The organism is Formosa sediminum (assembly GCF_007197735.1).
GTDB classification, from domain to species: Bacteria; Bacteroidota; Bacteroidia; order Flavobacteriales; family Flavobacteriaceae; genus Formosa; species Formosa sediminum.
In genome coordinates, this window is the sequence record NZ_CP041637.1 from 1,167,653 (window position 1) to 1,192,040 (window position 24,388).

Below are 24,388 nucleotides of genomic sequence, written 5' to 3' on the forward strand. Positions count from 1 at the left end.
GCAGTCTTACTTAATTAAAACAACAGTCTATGAATTTTAGAAAACAAGTGGTATTTAGTCTGCTTCTTTTTATTTTTTGCTTTAATATACAAGCGCAATCAGGTAAAGACATAACAATAACAGGTCATGTTATAGAGTTAGAATCTAAATTACCTTTAGAGTATGCTACCGTAGCCTTTAGGGATAGTAAAGATAATAGTGTTATTACTGGGGGTATTACAGATGCTAAAGGTAAATTTAGTATTTCAGTTCCAGTAGGTGTTTACAATGTTACATTTGAATATATATCATTTAAAAAGCAAACACTATTAAATAAACAATTAACTAAAAACACAGACTTAGGTAATATAGAATTGGCGTTAGATACAGAGTCTTTAGCTGAGGTAGAAATAATTGCAGAAAAAACTACTGTAGATATTAAACTTGATAAGAAAGTATATAATGTAGGTCAAGATCTAACAGTTAGCGGAGGTACTGTAAGCGATGTTTTAGATAATGTGCCTTCTGTTTCAGTAGATGTAGAGGGAAATATAGCTTTAAGAGGAAACGATGATGTTACTATTTTAATTAACGGAAAACCATCAGGATTAGTTGGATTAAGTTCTAATGAAGCGCTAAATCAACTGCCTGCAGATGCTATAGAGCGTGTAGAAGTTATAACATCTCCTTCAGCCAGATATGATGCAGAAGGAACTGGAGGAATCTTAAATATTATTTTAAGACGTAGTAAATTACAAGGATTTAATGGGTCTATGACTGCTAATGTTGGTTATCCAGATGCTGCAGGTATATCTGGAAATATTAACTATAGAACAGGAGATTTTAATTTCTTTAATACTACTGGATATTCTTATAGAGAATCTCCAGGTAATTCGTCTACAAAAACAGAATATTTTAATACAGAGTTTGATGACGATGGGACTCTTATTAGTGATGAAGAAAATACGTTTTTAAATGAGGATATTGATTACGATAGAGTTAGAAAAGGTATTAATACTAATTTAGGTGTAGAATGGTATATTAACGACAATACTTCTGTAACAGCCTCTATGTTTTATAAAGATAGTGATAACAGTTCTAACGCATCAAACGATATTGTAGAAGTTGATAATTTAGGAAATATTCTAAATGAAACGTATAGACACGATCCCGAGACTGAAGATGATAAGACGGTGCAATATGCTTTAAACTTCGACAAACAATTTGAAAAACCTGGACATAAATTAACTTTCGATTTTCAATATGAAGATACGTCTGAAGATGAACATTCTTTAATTACAGAGAACGGGTTAGAGTCGGAAGAAGTAATCACCCTAGAAGATCAAGAACGTGTTTTACTACAAGCAGATTACGTACTTCCGCTAGGAGAAGACAGTCAGTTTGAATTTGGGTACCGTGGTAATTTTAATGATTTAGATACAGATTATACTTTAGCATATTATGTAGATGGTGCTTACGAGATAGATGCAGACGTAAGTAATAATTTAATTTATAAAGAACATATTAATGCTATATATTCTCAATACGGTAGTAAGTTTAAAGATAAATTCTCGTTCTTATTAGGGTTAAGAATGGAGTCTACAGATATTGTAATAGATCAAAAAACAAGTAACGATTATCAAGATAAAGACTATTTGGGATTATTCCCTACCATTAATTTAGGGTATGAGTTTTCCGAAGATCAAAGTCTTATGTTAGGCTATAATAGACGTATTAGAAGACCAAGATCCAGATATATAAATCCTTTTCCATCTAGAAGTAGTACAACCAGTTTATTTCAAGGAAATCCAGATTTAGATCCAAGTTATTCCTCGGGAGTAGATTTAGGTTATTTGTATACTTTTAAGAAGGTGACTTTAAATTCCTCTATATATTACCAACATGCTACAGATGTGTTTACATTTATTTCTGAGGCAACAGGAGAAACTGTAATTGTTGGTGGTACAGAAATTTCTGTAATTAAACGTTCGCCTATTAATTTAGCAACAAACGATCGTTATGGATTTGAATTTACAACAACGTATAGACCGAGTAAAAAATGGAATTTAAATGCCAACTTTAACTTCTTTAACTCTATTACCAGAGGAGATTATAATGGGGTTAATTTTGATGCAGATAACTTAAGCTGGTTTATTAGATTGAACAATAAAGTAACATTACCTGCCGAAATAGAGTGGCAAACACGACTTATGTATCGTGGTCCTTCAGAAGATGCTCAAAATAAAACAGATGGTATGTTTTATACAAGTTTAGCATTTAGTAAAGAAGTTTTTAATAAAAATGCTTCAATAACTTTCAATGTTAGCGATGTGTTCAATTCTATGAAAAGATCTACGCTTTCTACTACAGATACCTATATTAGTGATAGTGAAATGCAATTCAGACAACGCTCATTCAACTTAGCATTTACTTATAGATTTAATCAACAAAAAAGTCGTCAAGAGCGAGGAGATCGAGACGAAGATACTGGTGGTGATGAAATGGGTTTTGAAGGTTAAAATATTTAAAAGCTTCCTTTTTAGGAAGCTTTTTTTGTTTAGTATATTATTTTACTGTAAAACTCGTTACTTATAAATATATTTGAAACATTAAAAAGCTTATATGTTTAAACGAGTATTTATCCTTTTCTTGGCATTGTGTCCATTTTTTTCAAAGGCACAAGATTATTCCGATACATGGGACGGATATTTTTCATATTATAATATAAAAGATGTTACAGCTAGTGATAATATAATTTACGCAGTAGCAGAAAATGCTGTCTTTACTTATAATACTTTAACACAGGAAATCAATACTTTTTCAACCATTCAAGGCCTTTCGGGTGAAACTATTTCTACATTATATTATAGTTTAGATTATCAAGCTTTAGTCATTGGTTACGATAGTGGTTTAATTGAAATTATTAAAGAAGATACTTCAGAAGTGTTAACAGTAGTAGACATTGTAGATAAGACCACCATTCCATCTGTGAGTAAGCAAATCAATCATTTTAATGAATACAATGGGTTACTATATATTTCTACCAATTATGGTATCTCTGTATATGATTTAAGTCGTTTAGAATTTGGAGATACCTACTTTATTGGTGATGCAGGTGTACAGACTATAGTGACACAAACTACAATTGCTAATGGGTATATTTACGCCTCATGTATGAGTAATACAGGACTTAAACGTGCAGCTGTAGACAATAGTAATTTAATAGATTTTAGTCAGTGGTCTACAATTGCTACAGGTAATTTTACTGCGGTAGAGGCTGTGGCAAATAACGTATATGCTGTAAATTCTAGCCGTACCTTATTTAGGGTTAATAGTACAAATCTTAGTAATTTAAAAGTGTTTTCTAGTGCGCCTTTAGATGTTAAATCTGCAAACGACGAGTTAATCATCACTACAGAAAATTATGTGTATTTGTACTCAAGCGATTTTAATTTATTAGAAGAAGTTGGTGGTCTAGATACTAATTTTACAGCAGCTATTACTACTATAAATGATTTTTATATTGGTACAGATAGTTATGGAGTATTAAAATCACCAATAGGGAATACTTTAAATGTCGAAGAAATACATCCAGATGGACCATTAATGAATACTCCTTTTTCTGTTGAAGCAGAGTATAATAATGTGTGGGTTACTTATGGCGACTTTACTGAAACTTATAACCCATTTCCACTCAGAACACGTGGCCTAAGTCATCTAAAAAATGATGTATGGAAAAATATTCCTACAGATAGTATTTTAGGTGCTAGAAACTTATCTACTATTTCTATTAATCCAAACAAAATTAACCAAGTTTTTATCAGTTCTTTTTATGATGGTATTTTAGAAGTAGAAGCCGATGTGGTTACAACATTACATGATGAAACAAATAGTGGTTTAGAACCTATAGAAGTTTCAGGATCTACAGATATTCGTGTAAATCCAACCACTTTTGATAGTAATGGAGTGTTATGGAGTTTAAGCGGGCGTATATCTAGTCCTTTAAAATCCTACGATCCTAATACTGGTCAATGGAAATCTTATAGTTTTGAAGGTTTATTTTCAGATGGACTTAATGGAGAATGGGGGTTTTCAGACATTGCTATAGATAATTCAGGAGTGGTTTGGACAGGTGGTTACGTAAATGGTGTAATTGGTTATGATTATAGTGCGGGAACTTCCCAAATTAGAAGTTTAAGCGAGGAGTCTGAAAACATGCCAACAACCGTAGTGAAGGCTGTCGCTATTGATAATAGTAACCAGTTATGGATTGGTACAATTAGGGGACTTCGTGTGCTTTATAATACCTCTAGTTTTTTTACTTCAAGTACTGTAGAAGCTAGTGAAATTGTCGTGTTAGACGATGGTGTTGCAAGCGAATTGTTAGCTTTAGAATACATTACGAGTATAGAAGTAGATGGCTCTAATAACAAATGGATTGGAACAATTGGTTCAGGGGTGTTTTATTTGTCATCAGACGGACAAGAAACCCTATTTCATTTTACAAAAGATAATTCTCCTTTACCATCCAATAACGTTACAGATATTAATATTGATAGTACAAATGGGAAAGTGTTTATTGCTACAGAGAATGGATTGGTGGCATATAATTCAGGGAGTTCATCTACGCAGGAGACTTATAAAGATGCTTATGTTTACCCCAATCCTGTGAGACCTAATTTTAATATTACAGAAGATTTAGTAAAAATTAAAGGACTCACAGATCATGTAAATATTAAAATTACCGATATTGAAGGAAATTTAGTGGCCGAAGCTCAATCTAATGTAAACTCCAGATATAGTGGTTATAATTTAGAAATTGATGGAGGAACCGCATTTTGGAATGGTAGAAATCTTGCTAATAATGTGGTGCATTCTGGAGTGTATATTATTATGCTATCAGACACAGAAACTTTCGAAACCAAAGTGCTTAAACTTATGATTATACGATAATGTTTAAATCATCAAGTGCCATTGTATTATCCAAATTAAAATATCGGGATAACGATCTTATCGTAAGTTGTTACACCAAGGATTTTGGTGTGGTTAGTTTTTTATTACGTGGTGTCCTTAAAAGCAGGAAAGGGAAAGCTAGAGTGGCCTATTTTCAGTTGTTATCTCAAATCCAAATAGAAGTAGATTTTAACAAAAATAGAGCTTTACAAACCTTAAAAGATGTAAAAGTAAATGTACTCTATGCAACATTACATACTCAGGTAGTTAAGAGTACCATTGTTATGTTTTTAGCCGATGTTTTGGCAATGGTTTTAAAAGAGGAAGAAGCAGATGTTGATTTGTTTGAATTTCTAGAACATGCGTTACTGGTTTTAGATGAAACACCCCATTCAGCCAACTTTCATTTAGTATTCCTAGTACAGTTAACAAAATATTTGGGATGTGCGCCAGATACGACTAATAGTGATTATAATTATTTTAATTTATCTACGGGTCAATTTGAAAAATATGCGACTGGAATATATTCTATATCTGGAGATAATTTAAAGTATTTAAAATTGGCATTAGGCATAATTTTTGATGATTTAGACACAATAAAAATGAACGGAAAGCAGCGGCAATCGTTTTTAGAGATGTTGCTTTTATATTATGAATTGCATCTTGTGCAGTTTAGAAAGCCAAAATCGTTAGCTATTTTTAATCAAGTATTTAATTAACAATCTACTTAATATTCTGTATGAATAAAACTTTACTTATTGCTTTACTGTTCTTTATTTTTCAAACTATACAAGCCCAAAAAATTACCATTTTAAATAGCCAAGATGCTACACCAATTCCAGGGGTTGCAGTGTTTAATAGTACAAAAACACAAAGCGAAATTTCTAATCTAGAAGGTATAGTTTCATTAGATAGATTTAAAGATAATGATGTGATTTTTTTTAAGCATTTATCGTTTCAGCAATTCTCAATTGTAAAATCTAAGCTTAATACAACTGTTATTTATTTAGATCCTTCAACAGAAGGTTTGGAGGAAGTACTTATATCAGCATCTAAATTTGGTCAATTAAAACGAGATATTCCTCAGAAAGTACTGTCTTTATCTTCAGATGAAATTACTTTTGATAACCCTCAAACGAGTGCAGATCTTTTAGAAAACACAGGAAATGTATACATTCAAAAAAGCCAGTTGGGAGGCGGAAGTCCAATGATTCGCGGATTATCTACCAATAGGTTGCTAATTACTGTAGATGGCGTACGTATGAATAATGCTATTTTCAGGTCTGGGAATCTTCAAAACGTAATTTCTATTGATCCTTTTTCAATCGCGCAAACCGAAGTTATTTTGGGTGCCGGATCTGTAGTTTATGGTAGCGATGCTATAGGTGGCGTTATGAGTTTTTATACCAAAAAACCAGAATTAGCTTATACAGAAAACCAAGTGTTTACGGCGAATTCGGTTGTGCGATACGCCTCTGCTAATAATGAAAAAACGGGTCACTTAGATTTTAATATCGGATTAAAAAAATGGGCTTTTTTAACCAGTGTGAGTTATACAGATTTTGACGATTTAAGAATGGGTAGTCATGGTCCAGAGGATTATCTGCGTCCTGAGTATGTGGTTACAGAAAATGGTGTAGACAGTATGGTTGAAAATTCAAATCCTAAAATTCAAAATCCTACAGGTTATAATCAGATTAATCTCTTGCAAAAGCTTAGATTTTCACCCCATGAAGATTTAAGTTACGATTTAGGGGTGTATTACTCTGCAACCTCAGACTATTCAAGATACGATAGATTAATTAGATATCAAGATGATCATTTGCGTTCTGCAGAATGGAAATATGGACCTCAGCGTTGGTTTATGTCAAATTTTCAAGTAACAAAAATAAACAGAAGCTCGAATTTTTACGATAAACTTCAAGCCAATATTACCTATCAAAATTTTCAAGAAAGTAGAATAGATAGGGATTATCAATCTATTATTAGAAATATTACAGAAGAGCAAGTAGATGCCTTTTCGTCAAACATAGATTTAGAAAAAGAACTCAGTTTAAAAACAGAATTATTTTATGGTTTAGAGTATGTTTTTAATAAAGTGCATTCTTACGGCGAACAAAAAAATATAGAGGATAATACAGTTGTTAATGCGGTTACTAGATATCCAAATGGTTCAGATTGGTCTTCAATTTCTGCGTATACCAATTTAAAATATAAGCCAAGCGATCAGTTTGTTTTTCAAACAGGGTTACGTTATAATCATGTGTTTTCTCATGCCGATTTTACAGCAAATAATGCGTTTTTAAACTTGCCTTTCGATACTGCCAAAGTTAACACAGGAGCATTAACCGGTGCCGCTGGAATTAGTTGGATTCCTGCAGAAATTATACAGTGGAAATTAAATTTTTCAACAGCATTTAGAGCGCCAAATATGGACGATATAGGGAAGGTTTTTGATTCTGAACCTGGAGCTGTAGTAGTCCCAAATGATGATATTGATCCTGAATATGCATATACCGGCGACTTGGGCGTACGTGTAAATTTAAACGATAAAGTAATTATTGATGCTGCGACTTATTACACGTATTTAGACGATGCTATTGTGCGAGGCGATTTTGAAATAAAAGGGAATACATATATAGATTATAATGGTGAATACAGTCGCGTACAAGCCATGCAAAATGCCGCCGAAGCACGTATATATGGTTTTGAAGCAGGAATACAAATACAGTTTACAACTGCTTTAAAACTAACGTCACAATATAATGTTATTGGTGGGTATGAAGTAGAAGACGGAGCACATTACCCGTTAAGACATGCTGCTCCAAATTTTGGAAACACACATTTAACTTGGCAAAAACATAAACTGACTATTGATGCATTTGCTACGTATAATGATGAGGTGTCTTATTTGGATTTAGCACCTTCTGAACAAAGTAAAGATTATATTTATGCTAGCGATACAAATGGTAATCCGTATTCGCCATCTTGGTATACTATAAACTTAAGAACTCAATATAAATTTAATTCTGGTTTATCTTGTACCGCCAGTTTAGAAAATATTACAGACCAGCGTTATCGTCCTTATTCATCAGGAATTTCGGCGGCTGGTAGAAACCTGATTGTAGCCTTAAAATATACGTTATAAAAAAAGCCTCAAGATAAAACATGAGGCTTTTTAGGGTATTAATAAACTTATTGTTTTTTTATAGCTTTTTTACTTATTGTTTGTCCGTTAGCCAACGTAATTTGTGCAATGTAAGCTGTTCTACTCAATTTAGATACGTCGTAAATTTCTGTACTATTGTTGCCATTTAAGCTGTAAATACGTCTGCCCAACATATCAAATATTACAACTTTAGAAATAGTGGTATTAGATGTGGTTGCTAATTTTACAAAACCATTATTGAGCTCTGTAATTACAACGTCAGTCGTTGTTATTGTGGCGTCATTTACCGATAGTGTGGATTGTGAAAATACGAGTTCAAATCGGTCTTCAAAAGTTCCTGTTTCAGAAGTAAAAACATATTCGCTTTCAGATAATTCGTGAATTTTATTAAGAAGCTTATCGTATAAGTATATTGGTGAAGTTGTTAAAAAATCACCTTCAAGTTGTGAAATAGATAAACTGTAAATAGTAGGTTCTGTAATAGTTGTTTTAAAACCAAAAGGAATGATTTCATCTAAAGTTAAACTGCTAGAATGTTTGGCTTGTATTACATATCTGTTTTCAGGAGCTGTTGGTATATTTGAGTATATTATCGCGTGAATGTCTTCGTAATTGTTGCGTTTAGCATCGTAAAAAGTACCGTCATCGTCATCTGTTGCGCCATCAAGATAAGCTATAAGAATTTGATTGATAATCCCGTTATCTGTCGTTAAATTTAACCATAATTTATTGGCTGTACTGGTTGTTCTAAAAAACTGAGTGTTGTTTTCTGTGACTCTCATGCTGTTATTAAAAACAACTTGACTTGTTTTTATATCTCCAGATACTACAGTAGCTGTTGCATTATTATCCATAGAAACAAAAAAGCCTTGTCCAGATGGTATATGTCGCGTTGGTAAGATACCGTCACCACCCATAGTTTGTCCTGTTCCATTAATTATAGCATAATCACTTTGTGCGTAATTATAGCCTTGATTTCCGTTTGCATTAGCATCAGAAGGTGTGGCTTGAGACCATAAATATATAGCACCATTAGTAGCTCCAATACTCTGGTTAATGTTAGTATTTTGCGATAAAAATAAATCTGCATCTAAAGCCGAAGGATACGGATTTCCTATAAGGTTCCAGTTGTTGTCGTTTGTCTCAGAATCATTTCTATAAATAGGAATATTATAAATTCCATTGTTAAAGGGACCTTCAAAAATATACGTAAATTGACCAGGAAATGTGCTTGAAGAATTATGAGTTGCTGCATATCCAACACCTGTAATCATGACGCCTGATGCTGAAGTATATTGCCAATCGTCTCCATTGTCATCAACATCATCTTGTCCAGTTAGTGTACTATTGTCATTATTAACTTCTCTAGTTGCATCCAGATAATTTTGACCGTTGTACCAAAAAATACGTCTAGCATCTGCTAATGCACTACCAATGGTTTCTCCAGAAACCGGAGCACTCCAATAGGTATATTCTTCAGCCGAGCCTAAGCTAGAGGTTTCTTTTTCGACTTGAATTTTACTCTTGTCACTTAACACAGCACCATCTATAATGGCATCATCATTTATTTGAACAAATGAGCCGTCTGTTTTTACAATTACATTCCCATTTACCGTAAAATTGTTGCCAACTACAACATATGTATCGTTTTCTATTGTTAAAGTATATGGCGCATTTATAGTACATTCACAGGCTTTAAAACTTGTTTCAGAACCTCCAGTTGAGGTGTCGTAATTTCCATTTATAATCACATTTGTTCCAAGTGTTGGTACTGTATTTGTTACTGTGCCATCGTCCCAAACCCAAGTTGTCCCATCCCAGATTGCGCCACCAATATTAATTTGTATGGCTGTAGAGGCTTCAAAACATGAAGCATCATTTTCTCTTACTTCGCAATAATACTGATAGCTTAAAACACTATTAGCATTCGAAATAATTAAATCTGGAGAAGCGCTAGAGGTTGTGTAAATGCCACCGTTAGAGATGGTTTTCCATCCTAAACTAGATTCTTCAGGTTTGAACACATACCAAACATATTGTAGAGCGTTTCCTCCTGCATAGCCTTCGGTTGCAGATACAGTAACGGTAGCTTCGTTACACGCAGTAGCTGTTGCTGTAATGTTGTTAATAATTGGGGGTGAACCTAATGAAAAATCATACGTACCAATATCTGTATAATCTACAGGAGTAAAACTATCCCAATCACTAGCATTCCAAGTGGTACTTGGCGCTGTTATACCAGAATTTTTTCTTCTGTAAGTGTAATTTTTAGTTGTTACAGTAAACGAGCTTCCGGCTGTATCCCCCCAGAGGTCAATCCAGACATTAGATTTGTAAAGCCTTATATTATCATTTTCATTAATACCACTAACATTACTCGCTTGATCGTAACCATGTGTTGCATTATTATCTGTAGCATTAGTTCCTCCAAAAGCAAAGACAAATACATCGTTATTGGCAATAGTTCCTGATAAAGCTATAGAACTTGTTGGAGAGTTATTTCCATTATTATGTATTCTAATTTCGTAGTTTGCTAAATTTACACTAGAACCTGTTCCATTAAAAATTTCTACATATGAATGGGATCCGCTGCCGTGATCTGTTACCTCACTGATAAATAAATCGGTTGTTGTTCCAGAACCGCCTTCACAACTGGATATTTTTTGGTCTATAACTGTAAATAATTCAGAACTTAAACAGCCTAAATCGTCTGTTATTTCTATACTTCCTGTGGTTGCGCCCGTAGGAATAGTAACCTCTAATTCTGATGTGGAGGTAACATTTAATGTAGCCGAAATACCGTTTACAGTTGCTGTGGTAAAACTGCCAAAATTACTAATAGTAGATGTTATATATACTACTGTATCTATTGGCCCAGTTGCAGGTGATAGCGTTAGAGTGCCTGCTGCACATTCGCCAGTCCCTTGTACTTCAAAAGTATACGGGTTTTCATCTGCATCATTATTAATAATTGTTATTGTTGCTGTTCTGGTTCCTACACCATTTGGTGTAAAAGTAATTTCAAAATATTCTTCAGACCCCGAGGCAATAGTTGTAGATCCTGGATTTAAAGTTATTGGAAATTCTGTAGGGTTAGAAGATGTAATGCTTGTTAAATCTAAATTAGCCGTACCTTCATTATGTACATAATACGTTTTAGGGGCGGTTGAGTTGCCCATTACAGTTGCTGCAAAAATGGTGTTATGTCCAATACTAGGAGTTGCACCACTAGGTATGGATGCTCTCGTATTTTCTTCTACATCTATTTCGGGTGCTGGTGTGTAGCCTTCTCCTGTTAGATTTACTGTACATGTCCCTTCGTCTAGATCGTTATTATTAATAGTAATGCTTCCTGTTCTAGTTCCCCTAACGGTTGGTGTAAACCTTACTGTAATTGTTTGCGTATTACCAGATGTTATGCTAAAAGGAGTTGCTGGTGAAACAATAGTATAATCTCCAGTAACATTAAAGGCACTTACATCTAAATCTGCACTACCATTATTTTCTATATCGAAAGTAAGATCTGTATTTGTAGATATGGCTTGACTACCATAATCTATAGTATACCCACAGTTTTGATTTGTAGATGTGTTGTCTACCAATTGTAGTTCTGGATTAGGACTTCCTGTATAACAGGTCCAACTTAAGTTTGAAATTATAGTTCTATTTCCACTATTACGCAACTCTACATCTATAGGGCCACTTACGTTTACAGTGGTAGAAAAAGTGTTGCTAGTATCAATAGCCACAGAAATATCACTTCCATACTGAGTACCGTTAATAAAAACTTTTAGGGTAGAATTGTTATTGAATTTACGAGCATAATCAAATGTAATAATTCCACAACCACCTGGAAATGATGTGTCATTAGTTAAAGATCCACTTCTAATTACAATGGCCTCATCTCCATCTAAATCTTCATCTGTTCTAGTATCAGTAGCTGTCCAATCTATACCGTTGTCACCGATCCAGTTTCTTGTTATATAAGAACTTGAATCTCCGATGTTAGAAAATGATTCACTAGCACAATCACCGGTTGCAATAGCGTCTTCATTTAATTCTAAATTGTCAATCCTTAAAGTTCTATTTTCTTCATTTCCAGATATTTTATTCCGTCTTATTTTATTATCAGTGCCTGAAAGTGAACCAATGTTAAAAGTATAATTGGTATAACTTTTAGTGATATTATTTTGTGTAAATGATCTAGCTGTCCAAGTAGATCCGCCATCACCTGCAATTTCAATGGGACATGCTAGCACGCTTCCCGATCTATTAGATCTTAAGTTTGTGACTAGCTCTAATTTATCATAAGCTTCAAAAGTTTCACTGATAACATAATCATCGCTGTTATCAAGAAGCGAATATCTGCTTTCTTGCGCTACACTATTAAATGTCCAATCACTGGGTTTGGTGGAACAGTTCTCATCAAATATTTGCGTAAAACCAAAAGTTGTGGTACAGCAAATTAGTACTAAGGTTAAGTCGTAGTTTTTTTTCATATGGGAGGAAATAAGTTATTTTTATGGTATCTTTTGTGAGATACGTGCAAAATTGTAATTCACAAATTACATAAATATTGAGAATAAATTTAATATTTATGTTGTTTTTTAAGAGTGTTTGTGTTGATTTTGTGCTTTATACGTGTATTGTTTAATGAAAACACAAATCTTAATATTTTTTAAATTGAATATAGGTTCCCATAAAATATTTACCGTAGAAGAAGCAAAGCGGGCTTTAGAGCACTTTTGTGCTTATCAAGAGCGTTGCCACAAAGAAGTACAAGATAAATTGCGTAATATGCATATGATTCCTGAGGCCATAGATACTGTAATTGTACACTTAGTTACACATAATTTTTTAAATGAAGAACGTTTTGCTAAAGCATATGTTCGAGGGAAATTTAAATTTAAGTATTGGGGGAGAAACCGATTAACGGCAGAATTAAAACGTAGACAAATTAGTCGTTATAACATTGAAACTGGACTAAAAGAGTTAGAAACATTAGACTATTATGGCACTTTTGATGCTTTAGCAGCACGTAGATGTGAATTGATTAAAGAGTCGAATACTTATAAAAAACGAAAAAAATTAGCCGATTATCTATTATATCGCGGATGGGAATCGTCGATGGTTTACGAGAAGGTGAAAGAATTAATTCCATAAAAAAAGGAGTTTCAAATTATTTTGAAACTCCTTTTTTTTTAATATATAAAGTTGTGCTTATAAATTGAAAGATGCTCCTAAACTAAACACAAATTGATTGTTTAATTTTTCTTCAGCAGTTAAGCTTTCTGTTTCATATTTTGCAATAGGAAAGCTCATTTCAGAATATACTCCAAAACCGTCAGTAAAGAAATACCTAGCACCAACGTGGCCTCCAAAATTTCTTGTGCTAAAGCTTAATCCTGGATAGACATCAAATTCATCCATGCCAATAACAGAAGATAAGTTAGCATTAAAACGTGCTTTAATGTCAAAACGATCTCCAAAATCGGCATCTAAATCATCGTTAACACCTAATAAATAAGTTGTAGACACACCAAAAGAAATATTTTCGCCTACACCAAAATCGTAAGTTCCGTTAATTCCTGTTCCGTTGTCTTGAAAGCTAGCGCCAATTTGAAATTTCTGATCGCCTTTGCCTCTAAAAGCTTGTGCATTAGCGAAGCTAACTACGCATAAACATGCGATTAATAATAGATTTTTCATGGGTTTTAAATTTTGGTCAAATATAGGTTTTATACTTAAATTTAGGAATTATATTTAGAAGTTCTAATTATGGCTTGTTTATTTTTCCAATCTATCCATTTTTGACCTTTAAGTTTTCGCATTAGATTGTCAAAATTTCTCATAATAAATACATTATAAAGTGCTTTACCTAAATGTTTTGGGTGTCTTGCAATAGCGCGTAAACTCATTGAAAACCCTGGTGTAATATAGCGCATATAATGCCAATAGCCTTCTGGTATATAAAGTACTTCGCCGTGATTTAATTGGGTTTTAAACCCTTTTGCATGTTTTAATGCAGGCCATTGTTTTAAATCGGGATTATGAAAATCTATATCTTCTCTGGTTATTAAAGCATGTGGCACTTTATAAAGAAACTTATTTTGACTTTGATCGAATAAAATAATTTCTTTTTCACCTTCAAAATGAAAATGAAAAATGTTAGCCAAATCAATATCGTAATGCATAAATGTATAAGAATCTTTTCCGCCAAAGAATAGCATAGGTAATCCTTTCATGAGTCGCAAACCAAAATCTGGAAACGTAAAATCTGTTTGTAATTGCGGCACTTCTTTTAAAATATTCCACAAAAATATTCTGTATTTTGTGGGTTCTCGCTTAAGTAAATCTATATAATCGCTCATCTTCATTTTGGCATGAGCTTGATTAAAGCCGTCTTTATAATTTACAGGTCTGTCATCGTAAAGCGGAACGATTTTATCTCCAGCTACAGCTTTAATATAATCTAAATTCCATTTAGAATACGCAGGCCAGTCATCAATAAAATGCTCGATTACCACAGGTTTCTGAGGTTTAAAATAGTGTTTTATAAAATCCTCTTTACTAATGGTTTTAATGCGAGGTATATCTTGCAGATTTAATGTCAAAAGTGAAAAATAATTAAACCTGCAAGATAATAAAATGTTATAAAATTTATTACCTAAACGTGTATTTTAAACCAAAAATTAGATTTCCTTTTGGCATAGGTACAAGGTTAGATTCTGTGTACTCTTCATTAAAAATATTATTGGCAATGACAGAAAACTCTAAAGTTTTTAAGGTGTAATTAATACTAGCATCTACTACAGTATAATGCTCTCCTGAAGTACGTTCTGCATATTTATAAATAATAGATTGCGAGATGTTTTTAATAAACTGAGAACTGTATCGAGCTACAAAATGATGCTTTAAAGAGTTTATTGAATACCTAGAAAAATTAGAGTTTATGTCTTGGACTTCGTCTTCAATATAAGTATACGAAGTGTTTATAGTTTGGTTATAAGTGCCAATGGAAAAATTATAATTTAAGTATGCATCTATACCTTTAGTGTTTAATTCTCTAATATTTGATGCTTCCCATAAATCGTCTTCATTTTCTTTTGTATAATCTATTAAATTTTTTGAATCTCTATTAAATACAGCTACCGAAGCAGAAAAATTCTTATGATTGTATTTTACGCCTATTTCTTCAGCTATAGCTTCTTCAGGATCTAAGTTTTCATTTCCAAGTGTGGTAGGATCACTGTAATATAAATCTGTATAGGTTGGGATTCTGTAGGTATATCCCATATTACCATACACTTTAAAATTATTATTTATTTCGTAACCTAAATCAATTCCAGGAAAGGCATGCCATTTAAAATCGGAGAAGTAAGTTAGGGCAATTCCCGGTGTGATATCTAATTTGTTATCTAACACTTTAAATTGGTGTTCTAAAAACATTGTGCCCATAAAACGATCGTGATCTCCTAAATTATTACTTACAATATATACTTTAGATAAATCTACACCAAAACCTGTAATTCCTAAATCTGAGGTGTAAGATCCGTTAAATTCTGTACCCACTTTATTGGTAATATGTAAATTTCTATATCCTGTTGGCTGGTCTCTGGTATATAAATAAAGGTCCTGATTACGTCTCCAGTATACTTGTGGTTTAAAAATCCAATTGTCATGTTTAATTTTGGTAGATACGCCAATTAAACTGGTTTGTGTTTCTTCGTATTGTTCAGTCGCACTGGGAGTAGCATAAAACCCGTTTGCACCAAATTTACGCTCAGACATAGAAGCTAATACATTTATAGGAAGTTTACTTTTATTAAATGTGCTTTTTAAAAAGTAATTTTGGTTGTCGTAATCTGTGTTGTGTCTATAACCTTCAGACGTGTTTCTTGATACATGTACGAGATGATTAGAGTCTTTTAAATTAACTCCTCCAGTTATGGCTGCATTAAGCGTGTGAAAAGATCCTGTTTGTGTGTCTACAGAAAGCATGTCTTCAGTCTGTTTTTTAGTTACAATATTTACAGCTCCTGTAAAAGCATTCTGTCCAAAAACGCGTGCAGCAGGACCTGAGATAATTTCAATACGCTCTATAACATCAATAGGTAATGCCATGTTCATGGTATGATGTCCTGTTTGTGCATCATCTACTTTAATCCCGTCAATAAGTAGTAAGGTTTGGTCAAAACTTCCACCACGTATATATAAATCGGCTTGCATTCCAGCAGTTCCACGTCGGCGAATATCTACTCCAGCTACCTGTTGTAGTAAATCGGCAACATTTGTAACTCCAGATTCTTGAATGTCTGTAGAGGTTATAATATTTATAGATCTGGAGTTTTTAGAGAATGGTAGTTCAATTCTGCTTGACGTTATAATAACTTCCTCTAATTCCTCTTGTTGCATATTTTCTTGGGCTATTGTAATAGTTGAGGTCAAAATTGCAATAGCAGATAAAAACTTGGTTGTTGTCATATTTAAGATTTAAAAAAACGTTGCAAATATCGTAACTTTACGGACTATTAAACTAGTCCAGTTTTAAAACAATGAATAGTCCGGTTGAAACACTTCTTTTGAAATTAATAGATTTCGATAAAACGAGATCTAAACCCGTGTATATTCAGGTTTCAGAGCAAATAGTGAATTTAATACAACGGGGATATTTAATAAAAGGGACATTACTTCCTGGTACTAGAGGTTTGAGTGCGTTGCTAAAAGTTCATCGCAATACTGCTGTTGCTATTTACGACGAACTAGCCGCTCAAGGTTGGGTAGAAATTTTGCCTAATAAAGGCACATTTGTGTTGGTGCCAGAGCAAAAAACTGCTAAAATTAAAGCCACTACACAGCAGTTTAATCAGGCTAAAGCCTATGCAGAAACTACCGGATTTCCGTTTCAAAATGCTTTGCATTTAGCCTCTATACACCAACAAACTAAAGCAGATTATGCTATTAACGACGGGAAGCCAGATTTGCGTTTGCATCCTATTATTCAATTTTCAAGATGGTATAGTAGCGCAATGAAACGTAAACCATTAATTAAAAAGTGGAATCGGGTAGGAGATGGCTCGTATTCAGAATTTGAAAATCAATTGTGTAATTATTTAAATGCAACGCGTGGTTTTCATATAAAACCTAATAATTTAATAAGTACCAGAAGCACAGAGATGAGTTTGTATATTGTTTCGCAATTACTTATTAAACAAAATAATATTGTATTGGTAGGGCATTTAAGTAATTATGCTGCAAATATGATTTTTCATCAAGTTGGTGCAATCATAAAAACCGTTCCTGTAGATCAGGATGGATTAGATGTAGATTATATTAAAACACATTTTCAAAAAGGGCGTATTCGTTGTGTTTATATTTGTGCACACAGAGATTATCCCACTACAATAACTTTAAGTGCAGAACGGCGTTTAAAATTGTTACAATTGGCAAAACAATATAAGTTTGCAATTATTGAAGATGATTTCGATTACGATTTTCAGTTTGAAGGTTCTGCCATGCTGCCATTGGCAAGTTCAGATGCTAACGGACTGGTTATTTATTTAGGCAAACTTGGTCAATCCTTATTTCCTAGCTTTCAAACGGGTTTTGTAGTGGCGCCTAGTAATTTAATTGCTGAAGCTAAAAATTATTTGCAATTGCTTGATCAACAGGGTGATTTAATCCAAGAGCAAATGCTTTCAGAGTTGATTTACGAAGGAGAAATTAATCGTTTAATTAAAAAAAATATCATCATTTATAAACAACGTCGCGATTGTTTATGCAATAGTTTAAGTACACATTTTGGAAATACAATATTTTGGGAGGTACCAACTGGTGGTTTAGCGATTTGGTTAGAGTTTAAACCTGAAATATCGTTACTTAAACTTGCCGAAGAAGCAGAAAAAAATAATCTTTATATTCCTAAAACTATATTATATCAAGACAAACATACCTGTGCTATCCGTTTTGGATTTGGGCATCTAAATGAGATTGAAATAGAGGAGGTGGTAAGTATTTTAAAACATATTTATATCAATATAGTTTCGCAAAAAAAATGAAAATTAGATAATTTGGGTAATAAAATAAACTTCATGTATTAAATATTGGGGTTAAAAAAAACAAACAATAGCAAAGTATGTTCTTAATGCGTCTATTAATTAAATTAAGCTACATAAATTGAGAAGCATCTGAAATTGAAATACTTTAAAAGTAAAATAGTAGTGTTGTTACTTGTGAGTTGTAATCATGTTTTTAAATATATCTAAGCAATAGCATTTAGAAGATAAATTATCTAAGATATATCTAAGTGTTTTTTTTAATAAAGAAAATCGATTTTTATTGTGAATTAACTATTATATTGCTAAAATTGCTTAATTATTATTTGTGTTTTAGGGTGGAAATTGTAGAACATTAAAAATGTTACCCTTGTTTAAACAAGATGTAAAGCAATCAAATTTTATCAAAAATTATATCTTTTTTTTTGGTAGGTTACTTCTTATTTAATATTGTGAAAAGCGGAAGTTATTTTAATGGTTGCTGCTACTCTTTGAAATCCAACTTAATACAGCTTTTAATGTTGTGCAATATCAGGGTGTATATATAATCTCTAAGTTAATTTTAGGTAAACGATATCGGTAGTATTAATTATGGTTATTTTTAATGTTAGCTTTAGTTTCTTTGGTTAGAAAAGGTTTAAATGATGTGTTTGTAACCAAAAATATTTGGCCTGAAGCAGATAATACAGGTAGGTTTTTAGGATTATATCAGGTTATTGCTGTTGTTTTAGGCGAACTGTATGTGATAAGATTTGTAACAGATATCAATATTTTAGATTATTTCTTAAGGCGACTGCTTAATCGCTTGTTAAAAGTTATAAATAAGATAAAATCTATTGAAGGAAATACTATAGAAATTGCTAACCGAAAAATACCTATTGGGAGAAATTACGTAAAAGTTGCACGTGAGCGCATCTTTAATTCGGAAGACCCTCAAACTTAAATAACCTATATTAATTTAAAATCATTTACTTAATTATCATGTCTAAAACCTTAGAACATCAAGAGTCACAGAAGAATAATTCTTTGGTGCCTATAATCATTATTGCTGGATTATTTTTTATTTTCGGATTTGTAACTTGGATTAATGGGGCACTTATCCCTTTTATGAAAACCATTAATGAATTAACCGATGCGCAGTCTTATTTAGTCGCTTCTGCTTCTTATATTTCATTTGTAGTTATGGCTCTTCCAGCATCTTATATTATTGGAAAAGTAGGTTATAAAAAAGGTATGTCTTTCGGGTTAGCTCTTATGGGTATAGGTGCTTTAGTGTTTATTCCTGCGGCCGAAGCACGTACATATTGGGTGTTTTTAACAGGGATTTTTATTCAAGGATTAGGGATGACATTGTTGCAAACGGCATCTAATCCATACATCACTATTTTAGGACCTATGGAGAGTGCTGCCAAACGTATTGCAATTATGGGTATTGCTAATAAAATAGCGGGAGCTTTAGGGTCTTTAATTTTTGGAGCTATTTTATTATCTGGTATAGACGAGATTCAGGAACAATTAAAAACAGTTTCTTTTGATGAAAAAACAACACTTTTAAATGAAATGGCAGATAGTGTAGTTATGCCTTATATAATTATGGCTGTTGTACTATTTATTTTGGCCGTATTAATAACAAAAGCACCATTACCACATGTTGAAGCTGAAGATGTAGATGAAGAAGACACAGATGGTGTTGTGGTTGTTAAAAAAACCAGTGTTTTTCAATTCCCACATTTATGGCTAGGGGTGCTCGCATTATTTTTATATGTTGGGGTTGAAGTTATTGCTGGCGATACTATTATTTCCTATGGTTTATCGTTAGGGATGCCCGGAGAAGAGGCCAAATCGTTTACTTTAATGACACTTTTTGCAATGGTAGGTACTTACCTTTTGGGTGTGTTTTTAATTCCTAAATATATCAGTCAGGTATTGGCATTAAAAGTTAGTGCTATTTTAGGGATACTATTTGCTATTTGCGTGCTTTCAACCACTGGATTTACTTCGGTGTTATTTGTAGCAGCGCTTGGTATTTCTAATGCTTTGGTGTGGCCAGCTATTTGGCCATTAGCTTTAAATGGGATGGGTAAATTTACAAAAACAGCTTCAGCATTACTCATAATGGCTATTTCTGGAGGAGCAATTATACCGCCTTTATATGGTGCTTTAGTAGATTCTAAAAAAGAAGTTTTACTAGCAGAAGGTTTAGCAGAATCTGTGGCAACAGCAACGGCAGCAACTTCTGGATACTGGATTTTAATTCCGTGTTATGTATTTATCTTGTTTTTCGCTGTCTACGGACATAAAGTAGGACTTAAAAAGACATAACACAAAGATGTTTTTTATTTTTAAGTCAGAGTCTGTTCTATTAAATTTTAACAGGCTTATATAAGCGGCATGCGATAAAGATATATGATAAATATGTACCTTTATCGCATGTATGCTTTAGTTGATTGTAATAATTTTTATGCCTCCTGCGAGCGGGTTTTTAATCCAGATTTAAGAGGTAAGCCCATAGCTATTTTATCAAATAACGATGGGTGTGTTATTGCGCGTAGCGACGAAGCTAAAGCATTACAGTTGCCTATGGGAGCTCCTGCATTTAAGTATGAGGCCTTTTTTAAGGAAAACCACGTTCATGTGTTTTCTTCTAACTATCCATTATACGGCGATATGAGTTCTCGCGTTATGCGTATTTTAGAACAGTTTACGCCAGATGTAGAGGTGTATAGTATAGATGAAGCTTTTTTAGAGTTTAAAGGTTTTAAAGATTTTGATTTTGTAACTTACGGACAGGATATACGAACACGAATTTTAAAATGGACAGGTATTCCTACGTGTGTTGGAATTGCGCCAACTAAAGCACTCTCTAAAGTTGCGAATAAAATTGCACGTAAATTCCCAGAATATACCAAAGGTGTTTTTTTAATAGATTCTGAAGCTTCTAGAATTAAAGCTTTAAAATGGTTTAAAATAGAAGATGTTTGGGGAATAGGCAGACGTTTAGCACAACGATTAAAACGTATTAATTGTCATACTGCGTTTGATTTTACTCAACTATCCGATGCATTTATCAGAAAAGAGTTTTCTATTGTAGAGTGGCGTTTAAAACAAGATTTGTTAGGCAACCCGACACTTAGTTTAGAGGAACCTTCTCCTAAAAAGTCTATTGCAACAACAAGAAGTTTTGAAGGTACGTATGCCGATATAGATAATATTACCGAACGGATTTCTACATTTGCTACAAGTTGTGCCGAGAAATTGCGGAAACAGAAAAGCAGTTGTCATATGATTATTGTACATTTAAGCAGTGACCGACATAAAAAAGATCAAGCGCGTGAGTATGGGAGTACAATGGTTACATTGCCATATCCTACAGACTCATCTTTACTTATTAGTACACAAGCTATAAGTGCAGCTAAACAGTTATTTAAATCTGGAGTTAAATATAAACGTGCTGGAGTTGTGGTTACTGGATTGGTGCCTAATGATGCTTTTCAATTGGATTTATTTACTTCAGAAAACCCAAAACACAAGCCTTTAATGCGTGTTATAGACGCCTTAAATACGAAGTATAAAGGGCATACAATTAAATTAGGTAGTCAGGATTTAACACGTACATGGAAGATGAAACAAAACCGTTTGTCTCCAAAATATACAACCAATATTAATGATATTATTATTGTAAAATGATGTTACATAAAAGTCAAAATTTAACCTTTTTTACACCAGAAATAGTTCCCGATTCTGGAGCTGTTTTTGTAGATTCAGGTATATCTGCAGGTTTTCCTTCGCCAGCCGACGATTTTAAAGAAGAACGCTTATCCTTAGATGCAGAGTTAGTAAAAAACAAAGAAGCAACATTTTTTGCACGGGTTAGCGGACAATCTATGATAGGAGCAGGCTTAGACGATAATGATTTGTTAGTTATAGATAGAAGCTTATCTGCAACTCATAATAAAATTGCGGTCTGTTTTTTAGATGGCGAATTTACTGTAAAACGATTAAAAGTTGATGGCGATGAAATTTGGTTGTTACCTGAAAATCCAAAATACCAACCTATACAAATTACAGATGCTAACGATTTTGTGATTTGGGGGATTGTAACTAATGTGATTAAACGCGTGTAGTTGTAGTTTTTATGAAAGAATATGTTCCAGTATTAATCACTGTTATTATGATTGGAATTCTGATGTATAAATATAGCACAGGGACTAATGATGATTCTGATTTTGATGATTTCGACTTCGATTAATATATGTTTATAAAACTAAAAAGGCCTCAAAATATGAAAATTTTGAGGCCTTTTTTATATGAGGAATAAAATTGTTAATCTGCTAATATTATAATTTTATTGTCTTTAGATTCTAAAGTACCAGATTTAATATTTAAAGTTAAAACTTTATTATCAGAAAGATGTGGTGTTACTTCAGGATGTAATTCATCGTACACTAAATGTTGTTGCGTATGTACTTTGATTTTTATAGTTCCTGCTGTTAACAGTGATACTATAGCGGCGTGATGATTAAGCATTTCAAATTCGCCATCGGCACCAGGTACAGTAACGGCATCTACTTCCGAACTAAATAAAGTGGCTTCTGGCGATACAATTTCTAAATACATATTTTAAAGTTGTTTGTTAGTTGTTTAAGGTGATTGATAAAAGAGATATCAATACCTGAAAACAGTTAACTAATTATGCTTCTGCTAACATTTTTTCTCCAGTCTCGATAGCTTCTTCAATAGAACCTTTAAGGTTAAAAGCTGCTTCTGGTAAGTGATCTAATTCACCAGCCATAATCATATTAAATCCTTTAATTGTTTCTTTAATATCTACTAAAACTCCAGGGATACCAGTAAATTGTTCTGCAACGTGGAAAGGTTGAGATAAGAAACGTTGTACACGTCTTGCTCTACCTACGGCTAATTTATCTTCTTCAGATAATTCTTCCATTCCTAAAATTGCAATAATATCTTGTAATTCTTTATAGCGTTGTAATAACTCTTTTACATTTTGAGCACACTCATAGTGATCTTTTCCTAAAATATCTGCCGTTAAAATTCTAGATGTAGAATCTAATGGATCTACCGCAGGGTAAATACCAAGCTCAGCAATTTTACGAGATAATACAGTTGTTGCATCTAAGTGAGCAAACGTTGTTGCAGGAGCAGGATCTGTTAAATCATCTGCAGGTACGTAAACCGCTTGTACAGATGTAATAGAACCTTTTTTAGTTGATGTAATACGCTCTTGCATAGCTCCCATTTCTGTAGCTAATGTTGGTTGATAACCAACGGCAGAAGGCATACGACCTAATAATGCAGATACCTCTGAACCAGCTTGTGTAAAACGGAAAATGTTATCTACGAAGAAAAGTACATCTTTTCCTTGTCCATCTCCAGCTCCATCACGGAAATATTCAGCAATAGATAAACCAGATAAGGCTACACGCGCACGTGCTCCCGGTGGTTCGTTCATTTGTCCAAATACGAAAGTTGCTTTAGATTCTTTCATAAGGTTTTTATCTACTTTAGATAAATCCCATCCGCCATCTTCCATAGAGTGCATAAAGTCGTCTCCGTATTTAATAATACCAGATTCTAACATTTCTCTTAAAAGGTCATTCCCTTCACGAGTACGTTCTCCAACTCCAGCAAATACTGAAAGTCCACCGTGACCTTTTGCAATATTGTTAATTAACTCTTGGATTAATACTGTTTTACCAACACCTGCACCACCAAATAAACCAATTTTACCTCCTTTTGCGTAAGGCTCAATTAAGTCGATTACTTTAATACCTGTAAATAAAACTTCCGTAGACGTTGATAATTCTTCGAATTTTGGTGCTTGTCTGTGAATTGGTAATCCAGATTCACCAGTTTTTGGCAAGTTTCCTAAACCATCAATAGCATCTCCAATTACATTGAAAAGTCTACCATATACATCTCCACCAATTGGCATTTGTATTGGAGACCCTGTTGCAACTACTTCTGCACCTCTACTTAATCCATCTGAAGAGTCCATCGCTATAGTACGAACGGTATCTTCACCTATATGAGATTGTACTTCTAAGACTAGAAGTGTACCATCAGGTCTTGTAATTTCTAATGAATCGTAAATTTTTGGAAGTTCTCCTTCTGAGTCGAATACAACATCGATAACGGGACCAACGATTTGTGCAACTTTACCTGTAACTTTTGACATTACTTAAATGTTTATAGATTTTTGCTTAATTTT

General features: G+C 33.2%; 16 protein-coding genes. 10 read left to right on the plus strand and 6 right to left on the minus strand.

Annotated features, from left to right (window positions below; genetic code table 11):
• The first annotated feature begins 29 nt into the window (after positions 1-29).
• The 4 genes from FNB79_RS05125 to FNB79_RS05140 all read left to right on the plus strand — a co-directional run bounded on the left by FNB79_RS05125 (position 30) and on the right by FNB79_RS05140 (position 8,080).
• Positions 30-2,498 (plus strand): TonB-dependent receptor domain-containing protein, encoded by a 2,469-nt coding sequence (locus FNB79_RS05125; protein WP_143380286.1) that lies wholly within the window; start codon positions 30-32, stop codon positions 2,496-2,498.
• Positions 2,499-2,601: 103 nt separating this feature from the next.
• Positions 2,602-4,932, plus strand: coding sequence for a type IX secretion system anionic LPS delivery protein PorZ (gene porZ / locus FNB79_RS05130; protein WP_143380287.1), 2,331 nt, complete (start codon positions 2,602-2,604; stop codon positions 4,930-4,932).
• Complete coding sequence (gene recO / locus FNB79_RS05135; RefSeq protein WP_143380288.1) at positions 4,932-5,651, plus strand: DNA repair protein RecO; 720 nt, start codon at positions 4,932-4,934, stop codon at positions 5,649-5,651. The genes porZ and recO overlap by 1 nt, the downstream gene beginning before the upstream one ends.
• Before the next feature lie 20 nt (positions 5,652-5,671).
• The gene (locus tag FNB79_RS05140) at positions 5,672-8,080 is read left to right on the plus strand and encodes a TonB-dependent receptor plug domain-containing protein (protein WP_143380289.1); all 2,409 of its coding nucleotides are present in this window, start codon (positions 5,672-5,674) and stop codon (positions 8,078-8,080) included.
• A gap of 47 nt (positions 8,081-8,127) precedes the next feature.
• On the opposite strand, the gene FNB79_RS05145 is transcribed toward FNB79_RS05140, so the two are convergent.
• Positions 8,128-12,600 (minus strand): choice-of-anchor D domain-containing protein, encoded by a 4,473-nt coding sequence (locus FNB79_RS05145; RefSeq protein ID WP_143380290.1) that lies wholly within the window; start codon positions 12,598-12,600, stop codon positions 8,128-8,130.
• 190 nt (positions 12,601-12,790) lie between these two features.
• On the opposite strand from FNB79_RS05145, the gene FNB79_RS05150 reads away from it, so the two are divergent.
• On the plus strand, positions 12,791-13,264 hold the full coding sequence (locus FNB79_RS05150; RefSeq protein ID WP_246073358.1) for a regulatory protein RecX: 474 nt from the start codon (positions 12,791-12,793) through the stop codon (positions 13,262-13,264).
• A gap of 57 nt (positions 13,265-13,321) precedes the next feature.
• On the opposite strand, the gene FNB79_RS05155 is transcribed toward FNB79_RS05150, so the two are convergent.
• Genes FNB79_RS05155 through FNB79_RS05165 form a run of 3 tightly spaced genes read right to left on the minus strand, consistent with a single transcriptional unit; the run spans position 13,322 to position 16,585 of the window.
• Complete coding sequence (locus FNB79_RS05155; protein ID WP_143380292.1) at positions 13,322-13,810, minus strand: DUF6646 family protein; 489 nt, start codon at positions 13,808-13,810, stop codon at positions 13,322-13,324.
• A gap of 41 nt (positions 13,811-13,851) precedes the next feature.
• A complete protein-coding gene (locus FNB79_RS05160) occupies positions 13,852-14,715 on the minus strand; it encodes a cupin-like domain-containing protein (RefSeq protein ID WP_143380293.1) in 864 nt (287 codons plus the stop codon).
• Between the two features lie 49 nt (positions 14,716-14,764).
• Entirely contained in the window at positions 14,765-16,585 is a 1,821-nt protein-coding gene (locus tag FNB79_RS05165; protein ID WP_143380294.1) for a TonB-dependent receptor plug domain-containing protein, read from the minus strand.
• A 71-nt stretch (positions 16,586-16,656) separates the two neighbouring features.
• Here FNB79_RS05165 and FNB79_RS05170 point away from each other — a divergent pair, with 71 nt between their 5' ends.
• The 5 genes from FNB79_RS05170 to FNB79_RS05190 all read left to right on the plus strand — a co-directional run bounded on the left by FNB79_RS05170 (position 16,657) and on the right by FNB79_RS05190 (position 22,280).
• Positions 16,657-18,159 carry an aminotransferase-like domain-containing protein gene (locus FNB79_RS05170; RefSeq protein ID WP_143380295.1) on the plus strand — a complete coding sequence of 501 codons (1,503 nt, stop codon included), beginning with the start codon at positions 16,657-16,659 and terminating at the stop codon, positions 18,157-18,159.
• A 601-nt stretch (positions 18,160-18,760) separates the two neighbouring features.
• A complete protein-coding gene (locus tag FNB79_RS17175) occupies positions 18,761-19,099 on the plus strand; it encodes a hypothetical protein (protein ID WP_185967842.1) in 339 nt (112 codons plus the stop codon).
• A 38-nt stretch (positions 19,100-19,137) separates the two neighbouring features.
• Positions 19,138-20,478, plus strand: coding sequence for a sugar MFS transporter (locus FNB79_RS05180; RefSeq protein WP_143380296.1), 1,341 nt, complete (start codon positions 19,138-19,140; stop codon positions 20,476-20,478).
• A gap of 108 nt (positions 20,479-20,586) precedes the next feature.
• Entirely contained in the window at positions 20,587-21,843 is a 1,257-nt protein-coding gene (locus FNB79_RS05185) for a Y-family DNA polymerase (RefSeq protein WP_143380297.1), read from the plus strand.
• Entirely contained in the window at positions 21,840-22,280 is a 441-nt protein-coding gene (locus FNB79_RS05190; RefSeq protein ID WP_143380298.1) for a LexA family protein, read from the plus strand. Before FNB79_RS05185 ends, FNB79_RS05190 begins: the two co-directional genes overlap by 4 nt.
• Before the next feature lie 199 nt (positions 22,281-22,479).
• Here FNB79_RS05190 and FNB79_RS05195 read toward each other — a convergent pair whose 3' ends face one another.
• The gene (locus FNB79_RS05195) at positions 22,480-22,773 is read right to left on the minus strand and encodes a FoF1 ATP synthase subunit delta/epsilon (protein WP_143380299.1); all 294 of its coding nucleotides are present in this window, start codon (positions 22,771-22,773) and stop codon (positions 22,480-22,482) included.
• 73 nt (positions 22,774-22,846) lie between these two features.
• Entirely contained in the window at positions 22,847-24,355 is a 1,509-nt protein-coding gene (atpD, locus tag FNB79_RS05200; RefSeq protein WP_143380300.1) for a F0F1 ATP synthase subunit beta, read from the minus strand.
• Positions 24,356-24,388: the final 33 nt, after the last annotated feature.

What these genes read in the sequence shown, in the direction of transcription:
- FNB79_RS05125 (WP_143380286.1), top strand. Translation starts at nt 30, where the DNA reads ATGAATTTTAGAAAACAAGTGGTATTTAGTCTGCTTCTTTTTATTTTT.
- porZ (WP_143380287.1), top strand. Translation starts at nt 2,602, where the DNA reads ATGTTTAAACGAGTATTTATCCTTTTCTTGGCATTGTGTCCATTTTTT.
- recO (WP_143380288.1), top strand. Translation starts at nt 4,932, where the DNA reads ATGTTTAAATCATCAAGTGCCATTGTATTATCCAAATTAAAATATCGG.
- FNB79_RS05140 (WP_143380289.1), top strand. Translation starts at nt 5,672, where the DNA reads ATGAATAAAACTTTACTTATTGCTTTACTGTTCTTTATTTTTCAAACT.
- FNB79_RS05145 (WP_143380290.1), bottom strand. Translation starts at nt 12,600, where the DNA reads ATGAAAAAAAACTACGACTTAACCTTAGTACTAATTTGCTGTACCACA.
- FNB79_RS05155 (WP_143380292.1), bottom strand. Translation starts at nt 13,810, where the DNA reads ATGAAAAATCTATTATTAATCGCATGTTTATGCGTAGTTAGCTTCGCT.
- FNB79_RS05165 (WP_143380294.1), bottom strand. Translation starts at nt 16,585, where the DNA reads ATGACAACAACCAAGTTTTTATCTGCTATTGCAATTTTGACCTCAACT.
- FNB79_RS05170 (WP_143380295.1), top strand. Translation starts at nt 16,657, where the DNA reads ATGAATAGTCCGGTTGAAACACTTCTTTTGAAATTAATAGATTTCGAT.
- FNB79_RS17175 (WP_185967842.1), top strand. Translation starts at nt 18,761, where the DNA reads ATGTTAGCTTTAGTTTCTTTGGTTAGAAAAGGTTTAAATGATGTGTTT.
- FNB79_RS05180 (WP_143380296.1), top strand. Translation starts at nt 19,138, where the DNA reads ATGTCTAAAACCTTAGAACATCAAGAGTCACAGAAGAATAATTCTTTG.
- FNB79_RS05185 (WP_143380297.1), top strand. Translation starts at nt 20,587, where the DNA reads ATGTATGCTTTAGTTGATTGTAATAATTTTTATGCCTCCTGCGAGCGG.
- FNB79_RS05190 (WP_143380298.1), top strand. Translation starts at nt 21,840, where the DNA reads ATGATGTTACATAAAAGTCAAAATTTAACCTTTTTTACACCAGAAATA.
- FNB79_RS05195 (WP_143380299.1), bottom strand. Translation starts at nt 22,773, where the DNA reads ATGTATTTAGAAATTGTATCGCCAGAAGCCACTTTATTTAGTTCGGAA.
- atpD (WP_143380300.1), bottom strand. Translation starts at nt 24,355, where the DNA reads ATGTCAAAAGTTACAGGTAAAGTTGCACAAATCGTTGGTCCCGTTATC.